The sequence below is a fragment of the Bradyrhizobium sp. B097 genome (assembly GCF_038957035.1).
In the GTDB taxonomy this organism is placed as follows: domain Bacteria; phylum Pseudomonadota; class Alphaproteobacteria; order Rhizobiales; family Xanthobacteraceae; genus Bradyrhizobium.
Genome location: NZ_CP152412.1, coordinates 3,190,745 through 3,213,288 on the forward strand (window position 1 = coordinate 3,190,745; position 22,544 = coordinate 3,213,288).

Below are 22,544 nucleotides of genomic sequence, written 5' to 3' on the forward strand. Positions count from 1 at the left end.
CCAGTCCATGTCCAATACCGAACTTGAGATCGTCGTCGACGATCCGACCGCGCCTGAAGAGAACTCGCCCGCCGTCGTCTCTACCGGCATCGTCGATGTCATCGTCTCGCTGCTGCTGCTCGCGCTCGCCTTGGTGCTCGGCTGGGACAATTGGCGCACCGGCGCATCGTGGGATTCGACCGGGCCGCAGCCGGGCTATTTTCCGTTCTATCTCTCGGTGATTCTCGGCGCCGCCAGCCTCTATGGTCTCGGCGCCGCCTTCGTCTCGCGCCGGGAAGCGGCCGAGACCTTTGTCACCCGCGCCCAGTTTCGCCGGGTGATGGCGGTATTCGTGCCGACATTCCTGTTCTGCCTCGCCACCCAATATCTCGGCCTCTATGTCGCGAGCTTTCTCCTGATCGCGGGCTTCATGCGCCTCGTCGGCAAGATCGCGCTGTGGAAGTCGCTCTTGACCGCCTTCATCTTCACCGCCGCGATGTTCGTGACCTTCGACATCGCATTCGACGTCATCATGCCGAAGGGGCCGCTCGAAGCGGCCTTCGGCTACTGAGCTAACCGACGGGATTTCGAGACATGGAAGCCTTCGGTCTTCTGCTACACGGCTTTGCCGTCCTTTTGACGTGGAAGACGCTGCTGTTGATGATGGTCGGCCTCGTGCTCGGCATCTTCGTCGGCGTGCTGCCCGGGCTTGGCGGCCCCAACGGCGTCGCGATCCTGCTGCCTTTGACCTTCACGATGGATCCGACATCCGCCATCGTGATGCTGTCGTGCATCTATTGGGGCGCGCTGTTCGGCGGCGCCATCACCTCGATCCTGTTCAACATCCCCGGCGAAGCCTGGTCGGTCGCGACCACGTTCGACGGCTATCCGATGGCGCAGCAGGGCAGGGCGGCCGAAGCGCTGACCGCGGCGTTCACCTCGTCCTTCATCGGCTCGCTGGTCGCGGTGCTCCTGATCACCTTCCTGGCGCCGATGATCTCGTCGTTCGCGCTGAAGTTTGGCCCGCCGGAGTTCTTCGCCGTCTACCTGCTGACCTTCTGTTCCTTCGTCGGCCTCGGCCGCGAAGCCAAGCACAAGACCGTGATCTCGATGTCGCTCGGGCTGCTGCTCGCCGGCGTCGGCATGGATACGGTGTCCGGGCAGCTGCGCATGACGTTCGGCTCCGCCGAGCTGCTGCGCGGCATCAACTTCCTCGTCGCTGTGATCGGCCTGTTCGGCATCAGCGAGATCCTGCTCACGATGGAGGAGCGCCTGGCGCTGCGCGGGCACGCCGCCAGCATCAGCCTGCGCGTCGTGCTCTCGGTGTGGAAGGACCTGCCGAAATACTGGGTGACGCTGCTGCGTTCGTCCGTGATCGGCTGCTGGCTCGGGATCACGCCGGGCGGTGCGATCGCGGCCTCCTTCATGGGCTACAACCTTGCGAAGCGTTTCGCCAAGGATCAGGAAAGTTTTGGCAAGGGCCGCATCGAGGGCGTGTTCGCGCCGGAGACCGCCGCGCATGCATCAGGCACCGCGGCCTTGTTGCCGATGCTCGCGCTCGGCATTCCCGGTTCGGGCACTGCTGCGATCCTGCTTGGCGGCCTGATGGTGTGGGGCCTCAACCCCGGGCCGCTGCTGTTCGTCGAGCACAAGGATTTCGTCTGGGGCCTGATTGCCTCGATGTATCTCGGCAACGTTGTCGGCCTCGTGCTGGTGCTGACCACCGTGCCGATCTTCGCCTCGATCCTGCGGGTGCCGTTCGCGGCCGTGGCCCCGATGATCGTGGTGTCCTGCGCGATCGGCGCCTATGCGATCCAGAATGCGATGTTCGATATCTGGCTGATGCTGGGCTTCGGCGTCGTCGGCTACGTCTTCAAGAAGATCGGCATCCCGCTTGCGCCGTTCACGCTCGCTTTGGTGCTCGGCAGCCGCGCCGAGGACGCGTTCCGGCTCTCGATGATCGGCTCCGGCGGCGACATGAAGGTGTTCTGGTCGAACGGCCTGGTCGGCACCATCACGACCCTGGCGATCGTGCTGCTGTTCTGGCCGGTGATCGATCGGGCCTTTGCCGGCGTCGCGCGCCTGGTGCGGCCGGCAAAGGCGTGAGGCCTTATAGCGTCTTCGAGCGATACCGGTTCGCGTGAAGAAAAAGCGTCAAGACTGGAATCTCTAGACGACCTTGCGCTGGCGCAGCTCGGCGATCTCGTCCTGGCCGAAGCCGAACTCGGCCAGCACTTCCTCGGTCTGCTCGCCGAATTCCGGCGGCCGCGCCGCCATCTTGCTCGGCGTCCGCGACAGCGTCACGGGCTGGCTGACCAGCTGGATGTGCCGGTTCTCGTCATTCGGCACGTGCTGGGCCATGCCGAGATGCTTGACCTGGGCATCCTCGAACATCTGATCGATCGAATAGATCGGCCCGCACGGCACGCCGGCGGCGTTCAGCTCCTGCACCCAGGTCTCGGTGGATTTCTTTTCCGTCAGCGCGTTGATTCGTGCATTCAGCGCGTCGCGGTTCTTCGAGCGCGCCGGTGCGGTCGCATAATCGGGGTCGGTGACCAGGTCGGGCGCGCCGATCGCCTGTGCACAGCGCTCCCAGATCCGCCCGCCTGTCGTGGCGATGTTGATGTAGCCGTCGGTGGTCTTGAACACCCCGGTCGGGATCGAGGTCGGATGGTTGTTGCCGGCCTGCTTGGCGACTTCCTTTTCCATCAGCCAGCGCGCCGCCTGGAAATCCAGCATGAAGATCTGCGCCTGCAGCAGCGAGGTCTGCACCCATTGGCCTTCGCTGGAGACGTCGCGTTCCAGGAGCGCGGTGAGGATGCCGAGCGCGCAGAACAGCCCTGCGGTGAGGTCGGCCACGGGAATGCCGACCCGCATCGGTCCCTCGCCGGGCGCGCCGGTCACCGACATCAGGCCGCCCATGCCCTGCGCGATCTGATCGAAGCCCGGGCGCTTGTGATAGGGGCCGTCCTGGCCGAAGCCGGAGATGCTGCCATAGACGATCCGCGGATTGATCTTGCGCACGCTCTCATAGTCGATGCCGAGCTTGGCCTTCACGTCCGGCCGAAAGTTCTCGACGATGACGTCGGCCTGTTCGGCAAGGCGCTTGAATACCTCGAGCCCCTTGGGGTCTTTCAGGTTCAGCGTCATGGCGCGCTTGTTGCGATGCAGGTTCTGGAAGTCGGACCCGCCACGCGGGCCGCCCGGCTGCTCGCCACCGCCGTCCTCCAGCAGCGCATCGATCTTGATGACGTTGGCACCCCAGTCGGCGAGTTGGCGTACGCAGGTCGGGCCAGACCGGACCCGGGTCAAATCCAGCACGGTGAACCGGGACAGGGCTTGGGATGCGCGGGGAAAGGGCATTGAGACACCTCTTGTTTGGCGGGCCGCTCTGGGGGCTACTGCCTATCTGCCATAGACAATTTGGCTGACCTTTCCAACTGTTACCCGGGCAACAAACCGGGCTGGAAACAAACAGGCATGGTTCCGTGGAGATCGGCCTCCGCCTCGGCTGTCTTTCAGGTTTCCCCACACCTGCTTACAGGCCCCGCCATCCGCCAACCCTCGACAATCACTGCGCCGGCTGCTAGCCCGTCGCCATCCGAGTGAGTTTTTGCCCTTATGGAAGAGGCACTTGAGGCGCATCGAGGCGATGGACCGAAAGCGGGCATGGCGGTGAAAAAGGGTCCATCCCATCTGCTCGGCAATTCGGCATGGAACGCGACGGCGTTCGCGGTCGCGGTTTTGCTCAACCTCGCGATTCTCCCGTTCGTGATCTTCCGGCTCGGCCTTGCCGCCTTCGGCGTTGCGGGCCTGGTGACAGCCTGCGTCGCGCCCGCGCTGATGTTCAGCAATGCGCTCGGCCTCTCGACGGCGCGCGAACTCGCGCAACGGTTGGAGCCGTCCGATCGCGGCGAGGCACGGCGTTTCTTCTCGACCGCCCTTGCGCTCGCCATCGCCGTGGGGTGTCTGATCTCGGCCTTGCTGATCCTTGCCGGACCGCCGCTCGCGCGATTGGGATTTCACCTGGGTGGCCCGGCGTCCGACGACCTCGGGCTTGCCTTTGCATTGGCCGGTGCCGGCTGGCTGTTCCAGTGCCTGTTTGCGGTCTTCCTCTCCCTGTTCACGGCGCGCCAGGATTACCGGCGGATCGCGTCGATCAGCATCACCGGCACGGTGGTGACGACGATGTCGATGCTGCTGCTGATCCCATACGCGCCGCGCGCCTCGACCTTCATCGGCTGTCAGGCCTTGGGCTTCGCGACGAATCTCCTGATGGCCTTCGCCTGGTCGCGGCATGCGATCAGCGATTGGCTGGCACGGCCCGTGCTCGATCGCAGTGCGCTGCGCGCACTCGTGAAACTTGGCGGCTGGCAGGTCGCGGCACAAAGCGGCGCGCTGTTTGCCGGCCAGGCGGACCGCTACCTGCTCGGCGCGCTGCTGCAGCCGCAATTCGTTGGCTTCTACAGCGTCGCGCAGCGACTGGAGGAGGCGGTCTATATCGGCGTGCTGAAGATCGGCGAGATCCTGTTCCCGTTCTTCAGCACGCTGCAGAAGGAGGATGACGATCGCAAGGTCGACCTGCTGCTGCGCTCGTCCTGGATTCTCAACGTGCTTGCCGCAAGCGCGCTTGGCGGCCTGATCCCGGTTGCCGGGGCGCTGTTGTATCGATGGACCGGCGCCGAGGTCGCCGCCGAGGCGCAGCTCGTACTGGTGGTGCTTGCGATCAGCGGGATATTGGGGTCGAGCGCCAACGTGTTCGCGTTCTATCTGCTGTCGCAGGGACGCTCCAGCTTCAACGCGTTGATCTCGCTTGTCACCGGCTTCTTCACACTGGCGACCAGCGCCATTGCGTTGCCGTATTTCGGCTGGCAGGCGGCCGGCTGGAGCTCCTGCGTCGGGATGGTTGCCCAGATGGTCGTCACGGTGCTGCTGCTGCGGCGAACCTTCAGGCTCTCGGCCATGTGGTCACGGATGCTGCATTTCGTCTTGATCCCGCTCGGCACGGGCATCGCCGTTGCGCTGGTGCTGCGCGCGCAGCTTGGCCATATCTCGTTCGACCACGCGCCATCATGGTGGTATGTGGTGTCGCTCTACGGCGTGTCGGCGGCGGCGATCTTTGTCGCCGCCGTCGCCGTGTCGCAGCTCGGTCCCTATCGCGCCGTCTGCTGGCGGGACCTCCACGTCATCATCACTCGCTTCTTGCCCTTCAAGGCCGCCTAGACATGTGTGGTATCGCAGGCATCGTCAATCTGCGCGGCGGCCCCGTGGACCCAGCCGACATCTCGCGGCTCACCAGCCTGATTGCGCATCGTGGTCCGTTCGGCGAGGGCACCTGGTTCAACGCGAAGCGAAACGTCGCCTTCGGCCATCGCCGGCTTGCCATCATCGATCCCGGCGAGGGCGGCTATCAGCCGATGGCATCAGGCGATGGCCGCCACGTGATCGTCTACAACGGCGAGATCTACAACTTCCTCGAACTGCGGCGCGAACTCGAGGCGAAGGGCGTGGCCTTCCGCAGCCAGTCCGACACCGAGGTGATCCTTGCCGCCTGGCAGGCGTGGGGCGAGGACATGCTGCTGCGCTTCAACGGCATGTGGGCGCTGGCGATCTACGACACCGTCACGGATGATCTGTTCCTTGCGCGCGATCGGTTCGGCATCAAGCCGATGCTGTACGCGTTGTCAGGCGAGCGGTTCGTGTTCGCGTCCGAGCAGCGGGCGCTGGCGCGGAGCGGGCTGGTTGAGACGTCGCTCGATGTCGACGTGGCGCGGCGGCTGTTGCTAGACCCGTTCGGGATCGAAGGCAGCGAGCGCACCCTGTTCGCGCAACTGCGTCGCCTGCAGGGCGGGCACTGCATGTGGTTGCGCCAGGGGCGCGTGCAGGTCCGCCGCTGGTGGCGGACCGTGGATCATCTGCCCGCGATCCCTGATACTGAATCCGAACGCGTCGCGCGCTTTCGCGACCTGTTTCAGGATTCCGTCGCCCTGCGCATGCGCAGCGATGTTCCGATCGGCACCTGCCTGTCCGGCGGCTTCGACTCGTCCGCGGTGATCTGCGCGATGGCGACCCATGAAAAGGCTGGCATGGGGCCGCGCGACTCTACCGCCTGGCGGCACGCCTTTGTCGCGACCTTTCCCGGCGCCAGCAACGACGAGCGGCCGATGGCGGAGGAAGCGGCTGCGTGGGCCGACGTGGCGCCGAGCTTTCTCGAGATCGGGCGCTCCGATGCGCTCACCGACCTTGATCGGATCCTTGACGACAACGACGATGTCTATATCGGGCTGCCGAGTGCGCCGTGGCTGATCTATCGCGAACTCCGGCGCCACAACGTCACCGTGTCGCTCGACGGCCACGGAGCGGACGAATTGATGGGCGCCTACCTGCAGGAGGGGCAGTCGACCGCATTCCGGATCCGGAACGCCGCCGCCGCGCTCACGTCACGATCGCAACTGGCGCAACGCGGCATCGACTTCCTGCGGGCGCAGATGATCAGGCGCCAGGGGCACTATTTCCTGCGGGGAGGCCTGACGGCGATGCCCGCAGCGCTGCCGCTGGTCGCCGAGGATGACGAGTTGCCGAACGCGTGGGGCGCGCTGAACCGGCGTCTCTATCGCATGTTCCACTCGACCACGCTGCCGACCATTCTGCGCAATTTCGACCGGCTCTCGATGGCACACGGGATCGAGGTGCGCATGCCGTTCATGGACTGGCGGCTGGTGACCTATACGATGGCGCTGCCGGAAACCAGCAAATCGGCCGACGGCATTACCAAGGTGGTCGCGCGGCAGGCGATGGCAAACCTGATGCCTGAGAGTATCCGCACCGCGCGCCGCAAGGTCGGCTTCAACTCGCCGATGCCGGAATGGCTGAACGGGCCATTGGCGGGCTGGACCAATGACCTGCTCAATCGCAATGTCCCGGCGTTTGCCGAGTTCGTCGACGAAGCGCCGCTTCGAAAGACCGTCGGCCACTTGACGGCATCGCAGAGCTGGGATTGGGAATCCGTCGGCCGGATCTGGCCATACCTGAACATGAAATGGATGTTGGCAAGGTCCGTATAACCAATGCGTCTGTTCCAGAATAGCGGTCTCTATCCGTCCTATCTGCCGCGGCTGAACCAGCTTGCGGCAAAAGCGTCGACCTTCGCGGCGCGTCGCGACGTGTTCCTGCACGATCGCTTCGGCGCGGCACATTTTCTCGCGCCCGTGCTCGACGGTGCACCCGAAGCCTTCTTCACCAATGGCGATGACGAAGTGCTGCAGCGCCAGTGGGCGCGTGAGCAGGGCATGAAGGGGACGCCGACGCTCGAAGCCATTCTGCTCGCGCAGATCGAGCATCACCGGACCGACGTGTTCTACAATCTCGATCCGGTGCGCTATCCGAGTGCGTTCATCGCCAGGCTTCCGGGCTGTGTGAAGAAGACATTGTGCTGGCGCGCGGCGCCCTCCGGTAATGCCGACCTGACCGCCTACGGCGCGGTGCTTGGAAACTTCCCGTCGATCCTCGAGGCCTGGCGCAACAAGGGTTGCCGGGCGGAGCTGTTCTTCCCCGCGATCGATCCTGTCATGGAACAGTACGGCCACGGCGAACGGCCGATCGATGTCGCGTTTGTCGGTGGATATTCGCGGCATCACAGTGCGAGGGGCAGGACGCTCGAACAGGTCGCGGCTCTGGCCGCTGAACGCAAGATCGTGTTCTGCCTCGATGCGTCGCGGCTGACACGGCTTGCCGAAAGCGCGGTCGGTCGGTTGCTGCCGCTGCAAAAGCACCGCAGGCCCGACGTCATCGCGCGAATAGCGCGGCTGCCGCTGTTCGGCAGGGACCTCTACGAGCTGTTCGGATCCGCCAAGATCGTGCTCAACGGCGCAATCGACATGGCCGGCAACGACCGCGGCAACATGCGCTGCTTCGAGGCGATGGGCTGCGGGTCGCTGCTCGTGTCGGATTCCGGCAACTATCCGGAGGCGATGCAGGAGGATGTGACGATGCGCACCTACGACGCGCCTGAAGGGGCAGCCGAGGCGATTTCGAGCAGCCTGCAGGATTGGCCGCAATGGGCCGCCATCGCCGCGTCCGGCAGGAGGCGCGTGCAGCAGACCTACAGCAAGGCCTCGCAATGGGCCCAGTTTACCGATCTCGTCGCGCGGATCGAGCCGTGCTAGAGGGCTTTTCGAGCGGAGCAGATGCCGTTTCGCGTAAAGAAAATGCGCCGAAACCAGAGTCTGGAGCCCCGTTCCGATTCCATCGGAGCCGAAAAGGCTCTAGACGGTGCACAGTGCCGGCCGGTGGGCGGGCGATCGGGCCGAGATGATGTCTGCAAGTGACTTGATCCATCGACTGAAATGGGTGGCCGACGGGCTTGCCGTGCCGCTGTTCAGATTGCGGCCGCGGCCGTTCGGGCCGGGCTATCAGACGGTCAAGCGGGACACGATTACTGCGGCCATCGACGCCGGCTTGCTTCAGGCAGGAAAGGAGCTTCCACCGGGCTACGGCGTCGCCATGGACGAGCGCGTGGTGGAATATCCCTGGGTCTATGGCCGATTGAGCAATGTCGGCAAGATGCTGGACGCGGGGTCGACCTTCAACCATGACTTCCTGCTGCAGCGTCCGCCGCTGCGCGGCGCGGATCTCACGATCATGACGCTGGCACCCGAGCGGCGGTGCTATTGGCATGACGGCTACTCCTATGTGTTCGGCGATCTCCGCAAGACGATGTTCGGCGATCAGGTCTTCGACACCGTCGCCAGCATTTCGACGATCGAGCACATCGGCCTCGATAATCAGATGCTGTACACGGGCGACCCGCGCGACGCGGAGACCGATCGGGACGGCTTTGTTCCGGCGGTGCAGGAGTTCAAGCGTATTCTCAAGCCCGGCGGCACCTGCCTGATCTCGGTGCCGTTCGGCAAACGCGAGAATCTCGGTTGGTATCAGGTGTTCGACCTTGCCATGATCGAGCGGATCATCGAGGCATTCGGCGCGGTGTCTCATCATGTCGACTATTTCGGCTATTCGCGACAAGGCTGGTCGCGGCAGAGCGCCGAGGCGCTCGCCGACGCCACCGTTTTCGACATCCACACCGGCAAGGGGCAGGGCAACGACCTTGCGGCGTCGTCGCGCGCCGTCGCGTGCCTGCAGTTGACGGCATGAATCTCGATTATCTGATCCAGCGTCTGCTCGGTCGCGCGACGTGCCGCTTGCAACCAGACGCAGCGCTCGGCCGTCATGCCAGGATCAGAAACATCCGTGGCGATTCCGACAAGATCGTCGTCGGCCGCAACAGCCGCATCCTGGGCGAACTCCTGACCTTCGCGCATGGTGGGGAGATCAAAATCGGCGAATGGTGCTACGTCGGCGAGGGAACCCGGATCTGGTCGGCGGCCTCGATCGAGATCGGCAACCGCGTTCTGATCTCGCATTCGGCGAATGTTTTCGACAATCTCACGCATCCGCTGCGGGCGACGGAGCGGCACCGGCAGGTCCAGCAGATTTTCACGCGCGGACATCCGAACGATATCTCGCTTGACGAGAGCCCGGTGAAGCTCTGCGATGATGCCTGGGTCGGCGCGGGCGCAATGGTCTTGCGCGGGGTGACGGTTGGGCAGGGCGCGATCGTCGCGGCCGGCGCGGTCGTGACCCGGGATGTCGCGCCGTTTTCGATCGTGGCGGGCAATCCGGCCGTGCTGGTAAGGGAGCTTGGCCCCGATGAACGGTGAGCGCAAGTTTACCACTTGGGAGGATGCGGTGGTCTGGCTGCGTAATCAGCCTGACCAGCGCCAGCTTGTGCTCGACGCGTTCTACGACGATCCGCTGGTTGGCGCTGCCGAGCGCTATTTCCAGAGCTCCGAGTGGCAAGCGGTCGCAACGCTGCTCGCCGGCCGGTCAGGTACCGCGCTCGACGTTGGAGCCGGTCGCGGCATCGCGAGCTACGCGCTCGCTCGAACCGGCTTTGCCGTGACGGCGCTCGAACCGGACCCGAGCGCGATCGTGGGAGGGGCGGCGATCCGCGGCCTGGCGCAACAGACGCAATTGCCGATCCAGGTGGTTGAGGAGTTTTCCGAGCGGCTGCCGTTCGCCGATGCGACGTTCGATCTCGTCTTCGCCCGCGCTGTGCTGCACCATACGCGCGATCTCGAGGGGGCCTGCCGGGAGATGTTTCGCGTGTTGCGGCCTGGTGGCATGCTGATCGCGGCGCGCGAGCATGTCATCAGCAAGGAGGCGGATCTTCCGCAGTTCCTTGCGCAGCATCCGCTGCATCACCTTTACGGCGGCGAACATGCGTTCCTGCTCGATCGCTACACCGGCGCGCTGACCACCGCGGGATTCTCCGCGGTCGACACGCTGGCGCCGCTGCAAAGTCCGATCAACCTGTTTCCCTACACTTCGGAGACCCTGAAGGCCGCGATCGTGACCAAGTTGTCGCAAAAGATTCCGGTTGCTCCGCTTTGGCGAACTGCGCTTGCTTCAAGTTGGGTGTTCGGATCGCTGCTGTCGATGGCCGAACGCTTCGACAATCGACCGGGCCGGCTCTATTCCTTTGTCTGTCACAAGGCTTGAGCGATGATCGTCTGGGTCACAGGCGCGAACGGGTTCATCGGCCGCCATCTCGCGCATGCGTTGGCGGGGGCAGGCCATGCGGTGCATGGCGTCGGACACGGCGCGCTTGACGCAACCGAAGCCCGGCGGCTCGGCTTGCAGAGCTGGATCAACGGCGAGATCGATGCGGCCAATCTCAACGCGCTTGCGGCTGCGCACGGGCTGCCGGCGCGTGTCTTTCATCTGGCTGGTGGATCGTCCGTCGGCGTCTCGATCGAGCGGCCGTTCGAGGATTTTTCGCGCACGGTCGCGAGCACCGCGCGGCTGCTCGAATGGCTGCGCGGATCCGCGCCAGACTGCGCGGTGATCGCGGCGTCGAGTGCGGCTGTCTATGGCGCCGACCATTTCGGCCCGATCGCTGAAAGCGCGATCGTAACTCCGATGTCGCCGTATGGGCAGCACAAGCTGATGATGGAGCAATTGTGCGCGAGTTATGCGCGGTCGTTCGCCTTGCGTTGCACGGTCGTGCGGCTGTTCTCTGTCTATGGGCCCAACCTGCGCAAACAATTGCTCTGGGACATCTGCTCGCGGCTCGACGCCAAGGAGCAGGTGCTCACGCTCGGTGGGACCGGCAACGAGATGCGGGACTGGACCGACGTTCGCGACGTCGCGAGGCTGCTTGCAAGCGTCGCGGAAACGTCGTCGTCCCCGGAGGGCTTCCGGGTCATCAATGGCGGTTCGGGCCGGGGGACGAGCGTTGCCGACATCGCCGCCGGTCTCATCGGACAGTGGGGCAGCAAGACGGTTGTGCGGCACTCGGGCGTCAGCCGCCCAGGTGATCCCATGAGCCTGTTGGCCGATGCTGCGATGCTGCGCAAGATCGGCTTCGATTGGCGCATTCAGCTCGATCAGGGCCTCGCCGATTACGTGGCCTGGTTCAAGGGGCAGGCTTCGTGACGTCCCGCCCATTGCGGTTCGCGTTCAGTCACATTTCGCGACGGATTTGGGCCGGCGGCTACAATTATCAGCGCAATCTGTTCGCGGCACTCGATCGATTTTTGCCGGGCGAATTTGCCCCCATCGTCTTTGCCGGGACCAAGGCCGAAGAGAGTGAACTCGACGAGCTTGATGCGATACCGGGCGTCGAGGTGGTCCGATCGGAGGCGTTCGACGGACAGCCAGGTCTAGCTGCTGCACTGGCGCTTGGTCTGGACCGCCGAGCCGCGGCGGCGATTCGCTCGGCGCGCGTGGATGTCGTTGTTGAAGCCGCGCGCTTCTTCGGCTGGCGGCTGCCTGTCCCTGCCGTGGCGTGGATTCCGGATTTGCAGCACCGTTCGCTGCCTCAGTTGTTTCCAAGAACTGCACGTTGGCGCCGCGAGATTGGCTTTCGGGTTCAGATCGCGTCAGGGCGGACCATCATGCTGAGCAGCGAGAGCGCCTTGCGCGATTTCACGGCTTACTATCCACGCGCCAGCAACCGGGTCAGCGTCGTTCGCTTCGCGACCCAGCCGCCGGCCGCGTTCCTGAACATCGACCCGTCAGAGGTGATCGCGGCGTACAATCTGCCGACGAACTACTTCTATCTGCCCAATCAGTTCTATCGCCACAAGAACCATCAGCTTGTCGTCGACGCCCTGGCGATCCTGAAGCGTCGTGGGGTCGAGCTCGTTGTCTGTGCATCCGGCAGCACGGAAGATCGGCGCGAGCCGGGCTACTTCGATCTGGTCAACTCCGAGATCCGGAAGCGCGGCCTCGATACGCACTTTCGTCACCTCGGCGTGATCCCGTTGCCGCATGTCTACGCGCTGCTGCGGGCTTCCACAGCCCTGCTCAACCCGTCGCGCTTCGAGGGCTGGAGCACGACGGTCGAGGAGGCGAAGTCGTTCGGCGTTCCGATGATCCTGTCCGACATCGATGTGCACCGGGAGCAGACCGCCGGCGCTGCGCGCTATTTCGGCGTCGATGATCCGGTCGCGCTGGCGGATCATCTGACGCAGGCGTCACGGGAGGCGCGCGGGCTCGTCGTTCGAAATGTCGTCCCGCATCAGGATGATAACGTCAGTGCATTCGCGGCAAATTTCGCGGCGACGATGCGCCGGGCGGCCGCACAGGATGTCTGAACCCGTCCAAGTTGGAAGCAAACGTTGAGCGAAACGCCGGCCTCATTTCGCCTGCGGGACCAGCTCGAAGTCGGAGTTGGGGCTTTCGTAGGCCCTCAGCATGGCCTGCGCAATGAGCTTCGGGTTGTGCCATCGTTCGACATAAAGTCGCGACGCTTGGCCGCGCATGGACCACTCGGAACGGCGATCAAGAACCGCGGCAATGCTCTCTGCAAGGTCTCCCGGGTTCAGCCGGTAGAGAGGCAGCTCGCGCCTGATCGCGTCCGGAACGAACATCATATCTTCGTCCCGGATGTAGCATGCGACCGGCTTTCCCATCGCCATCATCTCGACCGCGAAGCCTCCGTACCAGCCTGCCAGCACCTGGTCGATTGCAAGGTCCGCCGACCGATAAATCTCCAGCGCCTGCTCGTGACTCGTTTTTTCGACAAGGATGAGGTCGAAGTCGTACCGTGACCGCAATTGTTCGAGGGCCTGCAGGATCATCGGTGTACCCTTGATCCGTCCGGCGGTCGGGGCATGAACGATCTTCAGCCGTCCCTGTTGGGAAGGCGGCACAATTTCGAACTTCTCGATTTCGACGTTTGAATATGGAAGAAACTGGCCGTTCGGTACGATGTGTCCGAGTTCCGGATTGAGATAGAAGACCCGATCGAACAGCGGCAGAACCTTTTCGATCAGGAAGTGCCGCCGATGGTCGAGAGCGTCCGTGCATCTTTGATACAGCTCGCAGTGTTGCGTGGCGCACATCGTCCATTCGTTTCGCCTGTTTCCCTCGTTCGCCAGCCGGACATCACAACCCTGCAGGGTCATGAACAGCTTCTTGTCGAACAGGCGGGCGGCGTGCAGGTCTGCGGTCGCCAGTCTGTTGATGACGTCCGTTAGCAGCGATGGCCGGGAGAGCACAGATCCCGGCGCGGAGAGGGGGAAACCCGGCGACAGAAAAGTCTGTCCAAAATAGTAGTGAAGAACATCGTAATGCCACTGGTTCTTCAGACCGAACGCCGCGCTGCGAATGGCCGTCTCGAGAAATCCGGCGTCCCTTGCCGATAGCACTCGGTCCGCTGAGTATCCGAGCCATGTGTCGTTGCGAACGACCACGTCGCTGGATGCTCCCAGCTGCCGTTCGGCGCGGGACAGCACCCAGGGCTGATTTCCGACATTGACTGGTCCGTGCAGGATTCTCATGTGCGCGTATTCAGATCCGCTGACGGGCGCGAAGGCCGCACAGGGCTACGAGGCATGATCATCGCTCTCGAACTCACCGACGCGCCTCGTCAGGCTTGCCCGCAGATCCTCGGGCAGATCAGCAGTTTCACAATAGAGCCTTCCGAGCCTCGCTGCGACCGCTTGCAAGCTGTAATGCGCTTCGACATAGCGGCGGCCCGCCTTGCCGATTTCGTTCAGGTCGAGCTCACCCCTCAAGCATCGCTTCAGCACACCATAGATTTCGTCGGGACGGGTGTTGATAATCGGGCAGGTTGCCGGATCGACCATCATTCGGTCGTCACGCAGAAAGCACAGGACGGGTTTGGCCATGGCCATCGCCTCGAGGGCGGTATAGCCGTGAAAGCCTGCGACGAATTGATCCGCAACGACGTGCGAGGCGCCGAAAAGCTCGATGACCTTCTTGTTGGGAACTCCTTGCACGGAAACCAGCTCGATCTTCTCGCCCTCCTTCACCAGCCGATCAATCGCCTCGATCAGAAGCCTGGTTCCCTTGAAGTGCCCGTGGTTCGGCGCATGTGCCACTCTCAGCACGTCGCCGGCCTTGTAGACCGGCGGCCTTGCGGCGAGCTTGCTTGCGTCAATCGGCCAGTAGTGCATGTCCCGGCAGCCGGGCACATACGTCACCATATCCCCCATCGCGATCTGCGCGGTGGCACGGCCCTTGAGGCGGTTGATCGATGAGGCGTGCATCTCTGTCGTGCAGACACAGAACTTGCCGGGGGACGGGCATTCTTCGCACAGGTTCGGATGACCGAGTGCGAGCGTTGATTCCCGTGCTCGGACGTCGGCACCGTAGGCGTAGGTATACAATCGCTTTCCCGACTGGAAGAGGAGGTCGAGTTCCTTAGGGTTGATGCCATAGCGTCCATCGCTCAGCATCAGGCCGCGGTCATAGAAGTAGTTGAAGATATCGTAGCGCAGCAGGGCCCACGCCAGAACCAGGCGACGAAACAGGCCGAGACCTCTTCGGCTGCGCAGCAGTCGAAGAAATCCCTCGAACAGGATGAGGTTGATGTCGAATGATCTCGTCACATAGTAGGTGTTGAACACCAGCGACGAGGAGCGAAATCCCAACATTCGATCGCAGCGGGCGAGAAGCGGCAAGGTGAGGATCGGGGTGGCGGCCCACAAGGTACGCACCGTTCCCTTCGCTAGACGCTTCTCGGTGGCGCGCCGTGCCGCGCGAACAAGCACGCGCGTGACGAAACCTGCGACGGAAGGGCGGGCCGGCCGGGAAGATGCAACGTCGTCGGCGGGAAGCGGCGCTTCCGTCAGGGACGTCGGTCCGATGGGTTCGATCTTGTTCACTCAGGGATCCGATGGATGCCAACTCAACATCAGCCAGCAGCTTCTAGCACAAGTTTGGTCCGAAACGGCCATGCGATGCAGTCCCGGAGAGGCGGCGCAGAGTTGCGGCCAGCCATCGCTATCTCAGGTTTCAGCAGCGTATGAAAACAGCTTCGATCGGTCCGGGAACGTTGACGTTCAATACACGAACAGGTTAAGAAAGCCGCGGTTTGTTCCAAATGCGCGCATATTCTGACGCGGCGGTTATACCGAGCTCCGCCATCGAATCAATCTGGATAGGCATTTCGTGTGCGGCATCTTTGGCCTCATAGCTAAGACAGGGCCCGTCGATGCCCGCCAAGTGGACCAGATGACCGATCTCGTTGCCCACCGCGGTCCGGATGGGCGTGGGGTGAGGATCAACGGGAACGTCGGGCTCGGACACCGGCGACTGGCGATCATCGATCTGACCGATGATGGCGCGCAGCCGATGCGCGACAGACGGCTCCCGATCTGGATCACCTACAACGGCGAGATCTACAATTACGTCGAGCTCCGCACGGAGCTTGAGGCGCTCGGATACACCTTTCATACGGCCTCGGATACCGAGGTCCTGCTCACCGCCTATGTTTGCTGGGGGGCAGGGTGCCTCGAACGCTTCAACGGCATGTGGTCGTTTGCGATCCACGACGAGCGCGACAACACGCTGTTCTGCGCCCGCGACAGGTTCGGCGTGAAGCCGTTCTACTATGTCAATACGGCGACGCAGTTCGCATTCGGCTCGGAGATCCGCCAGCTTCTTCCGCTGATCGAGCGCCCGATCGCGGATGATGATCTGATCAACGATTTCCTCGTTTGCGGCATGACCGACCATACCAGCCGGACCTTCTTCAAGGGCGTCGAGAAGCTGCCGCCCGGGCATCGGATGCGCGTCGCTGTGTCGACGGGGCAGGTCGAAATCGAGCGTTACTATTCGCTTGCGCCTGGGTTGGCCGTGTCTGATGAAGGCAGCGCAGCGACATCGTTGCGAGAGCTGCTCGATGACGCGACGCGTCTGCGGCTGCGTTCGGATGTTCGGGTCGGAACCTGCCTGTCGGGTGGGCTGGACAGTTCGAGTGTCGCGACGCTGGCCGCGCGGCGCTATACGCCGGGCTCGAGCGAGCGCTTCTTTGCCGTCACGGCCGTGAGCGAGCAGGCGTCCAACAATGAAGAGGCGTACGCGGCGGAGGTTGCAGAACGGGCAGAGTTGAACTGGCTGCGCACCAAGCCGACCTATCAGGATTTTGCATCGACGGCGGAGACCTTGCTCGACGTCCAGGAGGAGCCGTTCGCAGGTCCTTCGATCATGATGCAGTATGCGGTGATGCAGGCTGCGCGATCGAACGGCGTCATCGTGCTGCTCGACGGTCAGGGCGGTGACGAAACGTTGCTGGGGTACCATCGCTACTATGCGGCCTGGCTGCTCGACCATCTTCACAGCGGTGGCGTCCGTGGATTCCTGTCCGCCTTCGGCGCCGCCACGCGGGCGGGGATTCCGCGCCGGCGGCTGCTAATGTATTTGTTCGGTGCCGGTTCGGCAGGGCTGCGCGCTGCCTATTATCGCTTGCGTTACACTTTTCTGCGAAATCCCGACCTGCCGGAGCCGCTTCGCCGCTTTGCGTCGAAGACGAGGGATGCGCAGGCCATGCAAGTGCTGGAGATTACCGAGACCAATTTGCCGATGCTGCTGCGTTTCGAGGACAAGAACTCGATGCGGTTCGGCATCGAAACGCGACTTCCATTTCTCGACTATCGCTTCGTCGAGTTTGCTTTGGCGCTTCCCACACGCATCAAGCTGAACAAGGGATGGGCAAAATGGCCGCTTCGCGCCGCCATGAGCGATCTGCTGCCGGCCAGCATCACCTGGCGGAAGGACAAGATCGGCTTTGCTGCCCCCGATCGGATCTGGCTCACGCGACACTCCGCCGCGATGTATGACAAGGTGATCGCAAGCGAACTCCTGGCCCGCTATGTCGACATGCCGAAGCTCAAGAGGAAATTTCACCGGCTCGATCTTGGAATGCGCTGGCGGCTGTATTGCGTTGCGCTCTGGGGTGAGCGCTTTCGGGTCGAAGCGCCATGAGGCCTGATGATTCCTGGATGTCATCGTCGCTGTCGATAACCGCCGGCTCGTCGGCCGCTGTCTTCCGGGCGGCCCGATGAACATCTGGCTATTGCATCCGTTCGCAGGCGGGCCAGGCCTCGGCCGTCACTGGCGTCCGTTTTGGCTCGCAGATGCCTGGAGCAAGATGGGGCACCGGGTCATCGTGGTTAGTGCCGGCTTCCATCATCTGCACAGGGAGCCGCGCGCTCCGGGGCCGCAGCGGATCAACGGTGTTGACTTCTGGTTCCTCGACACCCCGCGCTATGATGGCGGCAATTTGGGGCGGCTGCGCAATAATCTGAGCTTTGCGCCGGCCTTTCGCTCGGCGACATCCGCGATCGCCGCGCAATTCGGCGAGCCGGATCTGATGATCGCGTCCAGCCCGCATTTGTTCTTCATTTCGGCGGCGCGTCAGATCGCGCAGCGCTTCGGTGCCAGGTTCTGGTTGGAGGTTCGTGACCTTTGGCCGGAGAGCATCGTGGCGCTTGGAATGACCCCGACCTGGCACCCCCTTGTGAGGTTGCTCGGCTGGAAGGAGCGGTCCGCCTATCGCGCCGCGGATCGCGTGATCTGTCTTTTGGCCGGTGCGGAAGCCCATATGCGGGCGCGCGGCTTGAGCGCCGGCAAGTTCATCTGGATCCCCAACGGGGTGTCCGACGGCGAGATCCAGAGCGCGCTGACGATCGAAACTCTCGGTCATCCGTTGATCGACCGCATCAATCAGCTGAAGCAGCAGGGCAGGCGGGTTGTCCTCTATGCCGGCGGCATGGGGCCGCCAAATGCAGTGGAGGTCGTTCTCGACGCCGCCGCTGTCCTCGGCAGCACAAGCCCCGAGATCAGTTTCGTTCTGATCGGTTCAGGCACTTCGCTCGTCGCGCTGAAGCAGCGGGCGGCAGGGCTTTCCAACGTGGAGTTTCACAACGAAGTCGATCGGTCGATCGTGCATGGCATGCTGCACGCGTCCGATTGCGCGGTCGTCGCCTTCCACAAGAACGCGCTCTACCACCACGGCATCAGCCCCAACAAGCTGTTCGACTACTGTCTGTTCGCGCCGCGCAGTGTCATTGCCTGCGAGGAGCGGGCGCTCGTCGGGCTCGAGGATTTGGTGACTGCGCGATGCGCGCCGGACGATCCCGGCACACTCGCCGCGGCCCTGCGCGCGGCGCTGGACGGTCCGGCGCGTTCGCGGGCCGAACGCGTCGCCATCGCGCAGCGGTACAGCTATTCGGCGCTTGCCGCGCGGTATCTGGCCGAGGCCGGGGATCCGGCCTAGGTGTGGCTGCGGCGACACATGGGTCTTGAGTAAATGCATTTATTATCAATAGCTTATGATGTTCATCGCGTGAACGAATTCGCTTGACGTTCATCCGGTGAACGCGCTATCAGCCTTTCCAGTGGGGATAGGCGTGATGGCGGGCATTCTACCGACAGATGAGAATGACAGTGACCGGCTGGTGCTCGGTCTGCTCACCTCGCTTGAAGCCGATGGTGCGCAGTCGCAGCGGCGGATCGCAGCCGATCTCGGCGTCGCGCTCGGCTTGGTCAACGCCTATCTGAAGCGGGCGATCAAGAAGGGCTTCGTCAAGGTCGGGCAGGCGCCGGCACGGCGTTACGCCTATTACCTCACGCCGCAAGGCTTCTCCGAGAAATCGCGACTGACCGTCCAGTTCCTGTCGGACTCGTTTTCGCTCTTCCGCAAGGCGAAGGAGGAGTATGGCAGGCTGTTTGAGCGCGCTCAGGCGCTCGGCTTCAGGCGGGTGGTGCTCGCCGGGCAATCCGATCTCTGCGAAATTGCGATCCTGTGCGCGGTCGACGGGCCAATTTCCGTCATTGCGATCGTTGATCCTGATGCAACCGCGACCCGGTTCATCGGTGTCAAGGTCGTTTCCTCCTATGCGCTGGTGGACGAGCCGTTTGATGCGGTCGTCGTGACGCATCTGACGGCGGCGCGCAGTGTATTCGATCAGGCGGTCAGCAATTTCGGCGCGGAGAAAGTCCTTGCGCCGGATCTGCTGGGCCTGCGTCCAAAGCAATCGTTGGGGGCGTGATGGCCATGGAGCTCAGTTCACGCTGGTACGTCGTCCAGACGCAGGTCAATGCCGAAGCAAAGGCCGCCGCCAACCTCGAGCGGCAAGGATTTTCGATCTATTTCCCCCGTTACCTGAAGCGCCGCAGCCATGCCAGGAAGGTGGAGACTGTGCCGCGTCCGTTGTTCCCGCGCTATCTCTTTGTCGGGATCGACCTCGCGTCGCAGCGGTGGCGTGCCATTCAATCGACGCTCGGCGTGTCGCATCTCGTGTGTGTGGGAGATCGGCCCGCGGTGGTGGAAGACCGCGTCATCGATGCCCTGAAGGGGCGCGAGGACGAAGCCGGCTTCATCACGCTTGCGCGCAGGCCGGCGTTCTCGCCCGGGGATAAAGTGCGAATTGTCGAAGGTGCGTTCGTCGACAGTCTTGCGCTCGTTGAAGACGCCAGCGATCAGCATCGCGTTGCGGTTCTGTTGAACCTGTTGGGCCGCAAGGTCCGTGTTCTTGTCGGGACGGACCTGATCGCTGCGGCGTAACTGCGTCTGCCTCCGGGCAGGCGTAACGGACATGTTTGGCTTGGGTGTGATGTTCGATTCACCCCGAGTGCGGTAGCTTGCCTGAAGCAGGCAGAAGCGTTTGAGAGAGGGGCCCATGACGACTTACGCATTGATCGGCGCTGCCGGCTACATCGCGCCGCGGCACATGCGGGCGATGGCCGAGACCGGCGGCAATCTGGCCGTGGCGTACGATCCCAACGATTCCGTCGGCATCATGGACAGCCATTTTCCGGATGCCGAGTTCTTCACCCAGTTCGAGCTGTTCGATCGCCATGTCGACCAGTTGCGCAGAGGCGGCCGAAAGATCGACTACATGTCGATCTGCTCGCCGAACTATCTGCACGACGCGCATTGCCGGTTTGCGTTGCGCTCGGGCGTGGATGCCATCTGCGAAAAGCCGCTGGTCCTCAATCCCGGCGATATCGACGAACTGGCCGCCATCGAGCAGGACACCGGCCGCCGCATCTCGACCATTCTGCAATTGCGGCTGCATCCGGCGATCATCGCCCTGCGCGATCGCTTCGCGAACTCGAACAAGCGCCACAAGGTCGAGCTGACCTACATCACCTCGCGGGGGCGCTGGTATCACACCTCCTGGAAGGGAGCAGACGCCAAGTCGGGTGGTGTTGCGACCAATATCGGGGTCCACTTCTTCGACATGCTGAGCTTCGTGTTCGGGCCCGCCAGCCGCAACGAGGCGCACCTGCGCGAGGCCGAGAGGGCGGCCGGCTCTCTGGAGTGCGAGCGCGCGGATGTGAGCTGGTTTCTATCGCTGGACCGCAACGATCTGCCCGACAGCGTGAAAGGCAAGAAGACGACCTATCGCTCGATCACCGTCGACGGCGAGGAGGTCGAATTCTCGGAAGGATTCACCGATCTCCATACGCGCAGCTATGAGGAGATCGTCGCCGGGCGCGGCTTCAGGCTGGACGAAGTCCGCCCCTCGATCGACATCGTCTCCACGTTTCGCGATGCGCCGATCGTCAGAAGCAACGGCGTTCACGCCTTTGCCCAGAAGGCGATGCACAAATGAGCGAGATGCGCGAGGATCCGCGCTTTCCGGGCGTCCTGATCCATCAATCGAGCTACGTTGACGATGGGGCGGTGCTCGGACGCGGCACCAAGATCTGGCACTTTTGCCATATTCTGTCGCGGACGGTGATCGGCGCGGATTGCTCGATCGGCCAGAACGTGATGATCGGTCCGAACGTCAAGATCGGAAACGGCTGCAAGATCCAGAACAACGTCTCGATCTATGATGGCGTCGAACTCGACGATGACGTGTTCTGCGGCCCGAGTTGCGTCTTCACGAACGTGAACAATCCGCGCGCCGGCGTGTCGCGGAAGGACGAGTTTCGCAAGACGCCGATCGGGCGCGGCGCCAGCATTGGCGCCAATGCGACCATCGTCTGCGGACATTCGCTGGGCGAGTACTGCTTCATCGGAGCCGGTGCTGTCGTCACGAAAAATGTCGCCGCATTTTCGTTGATGGCAGGCAATCCGGCCCGCCGAATTGGTTGGATGAGTAGGGCAGGCGAGCGGCTGGGCAGCGATCTGGTCTGCCCACGCACTCACCGTCGTTATGAGCTTCACAATGAAGCGCTGGTTGAAATCGAGGGTTGAAGAAGATGGACATTCGCGGAAAGAAGGTTGTCGTTATCGGGGGCGCCGGGCTGATCGGGTCGCATGCGGTCGATCAATTGACGCAGACTGACGTCGGCGAGATCGTCATTTACGACAACTTCGTGCGCGGCACGCATGAGAACCTTGCCGGCGCGCTGCGCGACCCCCGCGTCAAGATTTTCGAGGCCGGCGGCGATATCACACAGGTCGACATCCTCGATGCGGCCCTGAAGGGAGCCGACGGGGTGTTTCAGTTCGCTGCGCTCTGGCTGCTGCAGTGTCACGAATTCCCGCGAACGGCTTTTGACGTCAACGTCAACGGAATGTTCAACGTCCTGGACGGATGCGTGCGCAACGGCGTCAAGCGGCTGGTCTGGTCGTCGTCGGCCTCGGTCTATGGCGATGCCGTCGAGGAGCCGATGACGGAGGACCATCCGTTCAACAACAAGAACTTCTATGGTGCGACCAAGATCTGTGGCGAGGCGATGGCCCGTGCCTACCACTTCCGCTATGGCCTCGACTATGTCGGCCTCCGCTACATGAACGTGTATGGACCGCGTCAGGATTACCGGGGAGCCTATATCGCCGTGATCATGAAGATGCTCGACGCGATCGACAAGGGAGAGGGACCGACGATCCTGGGGGATGGCTCGGAGGCGTTCGATTTTGTCGCGGTGGAAGATTGCGCGCGCGCCAATCTGTGCGCCATGGGCGCGAGCGCGACGGATCGCTTCTACAATGTCGGCACAGGACACCGGACCTCGCTGAAGCAGATCGCCGAAAAGCTCCTGAACCTGACCGGCTCCAATCAACCGATCAACTATGCGCCGCGGAGCCAGGCCACGCTGGTGCGCAATCGGATCGGATCGCCGAAGCGGGCCCAGGAGGAGATCGGCTTCACCGCCGCGATCGACCTGGACGAAGGGCTGCGGCGGCTGATCGACTGGCGCAGGAGCCATATCGATCAGGTCGATCAGCGTCGTGCCAAGGCTCAGATCTGAAGGTTCAGATCTGAGCTCGCACCCGACATCATTGAATA

General features: G+C 63.1%; 20 protein-coding genes. 17 read left to right on the plus strand and 3 right to left on the minus strand.

Going from position 1 to position 22,544, the window contains the following annotated elements; translation table 11 throughout:
* Nucleotides 1-7: 7 nt before the first annotated feature.
* Both AAFG07_RS14805 and AAFG07_RS14810 read left to right on the plus strand, forming a co-directional pair.
* Nucleotides 8-550, plus strand: coding sequence for a tripartite tricarboxylate transporter TctB family protein (locus AAFG07_RS14805; protein ID WP_342727919.1), 543 nt, complete (start codon nt 8-10; stop codon nt 548-550).
* Between the two features lie 23 nt (nt 551-573).
* Entirely contained in the window at nt 574-2,085 is a 1,512-nt protein-coding gene (locus tag AAFG07_RS14810; RefSeq protein WP_092115556.1) for a tripartite tricarboxylate transporter permease, read from the plus strand.
* Nucleotides 2,086-2,148: 63 nt separating this feature from the next.
* On the opposite strand, the gene AAFG07_RS14815 is transcribed toward AAFG07_RS14810, so the two are convergent.
* A complete protein-coding gene (locus AAFG07_RS14815) occupies nt 2,149-3,342 on the minus strand; it encodes a CoA transferase (RefSeq protein ID WP_342727920.1) in 1,194 nt (397 codons plus the stop codon).
* A 306-nt stretch (nt 3,343-3,648) separates the two neighbouring features.
* On the opposite strand from AAFG07_RS14815, the gene AAFG07_RS14820 reads away from it, so the two are divergent.
* The 8 genes from AAFG07_RS14820 to AAFG07_RS14855 all read left to right on the plus strand — a co-directional run bounded on the left by AAFG07_RS14820 (nt 3,649) and on the right by AAFG07_RS14855 (nt 12,638).
* Complete coding sequence (locus AAFG07_RS14820) at nt 3,649-5,202, plus strand: oligosaccharide flippase family protein (RefSeq protein WP_342727921.1); 1,554 nt, start codon at nt 3,649-3,651, stop codon at nt 5,200-5,202.
* A 2-nt stretch (nt 5,203-5,204) separates the two neighbouring features.
* Nucleotides 5,205-7,043, plus strand: a complete 1,839-nt coding sequence (asnB, locus tag AAFG07_RS14825; RefSeq protein WP_342727922.1) for an asparagine synthase (glutamine-hydrolyzing) — start codon at nt 5,205-5,207, stop codon at nt 7,041-7,043.
* Nucleotides 7,044-7,046: 3 nt separating this feature from the next.
* Complete coding sequence (locus AAFG07_RS14830; protein WP_342727923.1) at nt 7,047-8,144, plus strand: glycosyltransferase; 1,098 nt, start codon at nt 7,047-7,049, stop codon at nt 8,142-8,144.
* A 148-nt stretch (nt 8,145-8,292) separates the two neighbouring features.
* Nucleotides 8,293-9,132 carry a methyltransferase domain-containing protein gene (locus tag AAFG07_RS14835; protein ID WP_342727924.1) on the plus strand — a complete coding sequence of 280 codons (840 nt, stop codon included), beginning with the start codon at nt 8,293-8,295 and terminating at the stop codon, nt 9,130-9,132.
* Nucleotides 9,129-9,698, plus strand: coding sequence for a DapH/DapD/GlmU-related protein (locus AAFG07_RS14840; RefSeq protein ID WP_342727925.1), 570 nt, complete (start codon nt 9,129-9,131; stop codon nt 9,696-9,698). Before AAFG07_RS14835 ends, AAFG07_RS14840 begins: the two co-directional genes overlap by 4 nt.
* Complete coding sequence (locus tag AAFG07_RS14845; RefSeq protein WP_342727926.1) at nt 9,688-10,539, plus strand: methyltransferase domain-containing protein; 852 nt, start codon at nt 9,688-9,690, stop codon at nt 10,537-10,539. Before AAFG07_RS14840 ends, AAFG07_RS14845 begins: the two co-directional genes overlap by 11 nt.
* A gap of 3 nt (nt 10,540-10,542) precedes the next feature.
* Nucleotides 10,543-11,475, plus strand: coding sequence for an NAD(P)-dependent oxidoreductase (locus tag AAFG07_RS14850; protein ID WP_342727927.1), 933 nt, complete (start codon nt 10,543-10,545; stop codon nt 11,473-11,475).
* Nucleotides 11,409-12,638: a glycosyltransferase family 1 protein gene (locus AAFG07_RS14855; protein WP_342727928.1), complete on the plus strand. Its 1,230-nt coding sequence runs from the start codon at nt 11,409-11,411 to the stop codon at nt 12,636-12,638. Before AAFG07_RS14850 ends, AAFG07_RS14855 begins: the two co-directional genes overlap by 67 nt.
* A 42-nt stretch (nt 12,639-12,680) precedes the next feature.
* Here the strand turns inward: AAFG07_RS14855 and AAFG07_RS14860 are convergent, their stop codons facing one another.
* Together AAFG07_RS14860 and AAFG07_RS14865 are read right to left on the minus strand one after the other, a co-directional pair.
* Entirely contained in the window at nt 12,681-13,826 is a 1,146-nt protein-coding gene (locus tag AAFG07_RS14860) for a hypothetical protein (protein WP_342727929.1), read from the minus strand.
* A 45-nt stretch (nt 13,827-13,871) separates the two neighbouring features.
* Nucleotides 13,872-15,176 carry a glycosyltransferase gene (locus AAFG07_RS14865; protein WP_342727930.1) on the minus strand — a complete coding sequence of 435 codons (1,305 nt, stop codon included), beginning with the start codon at nt 15,174-15,176 and terminating at the stop codon, nt 13,872-13,874.
* A gap of 349 nt (nt 15,177-15,525) precedes the next feature.
* Between AAFG07_RS14865 and asnB (AAFG07_RS14870) the strand changes: the two genes are divergently transcribed.
* The 7 genes from asnB (AAFG07_RS14870) to AAFG07_RS14900 all read left to right on the plus strand — a co-directional run bounded on the left by asnB (AAFG07_RS14870) (nt 15,526) and on the right by AAFG07_RS14900 (nt 22,506).
* Nucleotides 15,526-17,277 carry an asparagine synthase (glutamine-hydrolyzing) gene (asnB, locus tag AAFG07_RS14870; RefSeq protein WP_342727931.1) on the plus strand — a complete coding sequence of 584 codons (1,752 nt, stop codon included), beginning with the start codon at nt 15,526-15,528 and terminating at the stop codon, nt 17,275-17,277.
* A gap of 166 nt (nt 17,278-17,443) precedes the next feature.
* Nucleotides 17,444-18,571, plus strand: coding sequence for a glycosyltransferase family 4 protein (locus tag AAFG07_RS14875; protein ID WP_342729159.1), 1,128 nt, complete (start codon nt 17,444-17,446; stop codon nt 18,569-18,571).
* A 136-nt stretch (nt 18,572-18,707) separates the two neighbouring features.
* Nucleotides 18,708-19,346, plus strand: coding sequence for a winged helix-turn-helix transcriptional regulator (locus tag AAFG07_RS14880; RefSeq protein ID WP_342727932.1), 639 nt, complete (start codon nt 18,708-18,710; stop codon nt 19,344-19,346).
* On the plus strand, nt 19,346-19,861 hold the full coding sequence (locus tag AAFG07_RS14885) for a transcriptional activator RfaH (protein ID WP_342727933.1): 516 nt from the start codon (nt 19,346-19,348) through the stop codon (nt 19,859-19,861). Before AAFG07_RS14880 ends, AAFG07_RS14885 begins: the two co-directional genes overlap by 1 nt.
* 115 nt (nt 19,862-19,976) lie before the next feature.
* Nucleotides 19,977-20,915 (plus strand): Gfo/Idh/MocA family oxidoreductase, encoded by a 939-nt coding sequence (locus AAFG07_RS14890; RefSeq protein WP_342727934.1) that lies wholly within the window; start codon nt 19,977-19,979, stop codon nt 20,913-20,915.
* Nucleotides 20,912-21,505 (plus strand): acyltransferase, encoded by a 594-nt coding sequence (locus tag AAFG07_RS14895; protein WP_342727935.1) that lies wholly within the window; start codon nt 20,912-20,914, stop codon nt 21,503-21,505. Before AAFG07_RS14890 ends, AAFG07_RS14895 begins: the two co-directional genes overlap by 4 nt.
* A gap of 5 nt (nt 21,506-21,510) precedes the next feature.
* Nucleotides 21,511-22,506, plus strand: coding sequence for an NAD-dependent epimerase/dehydratase family protein (locus AAFG07_RS14900; RefSeq protein ID WP_176530103.1), 996 nt, complete (start codon nt 21,511-21,513; stop codon nt 22,504-22,506).
* Nucleotides 22,507-22,544 lie beyond the last annotated feature (38 nt).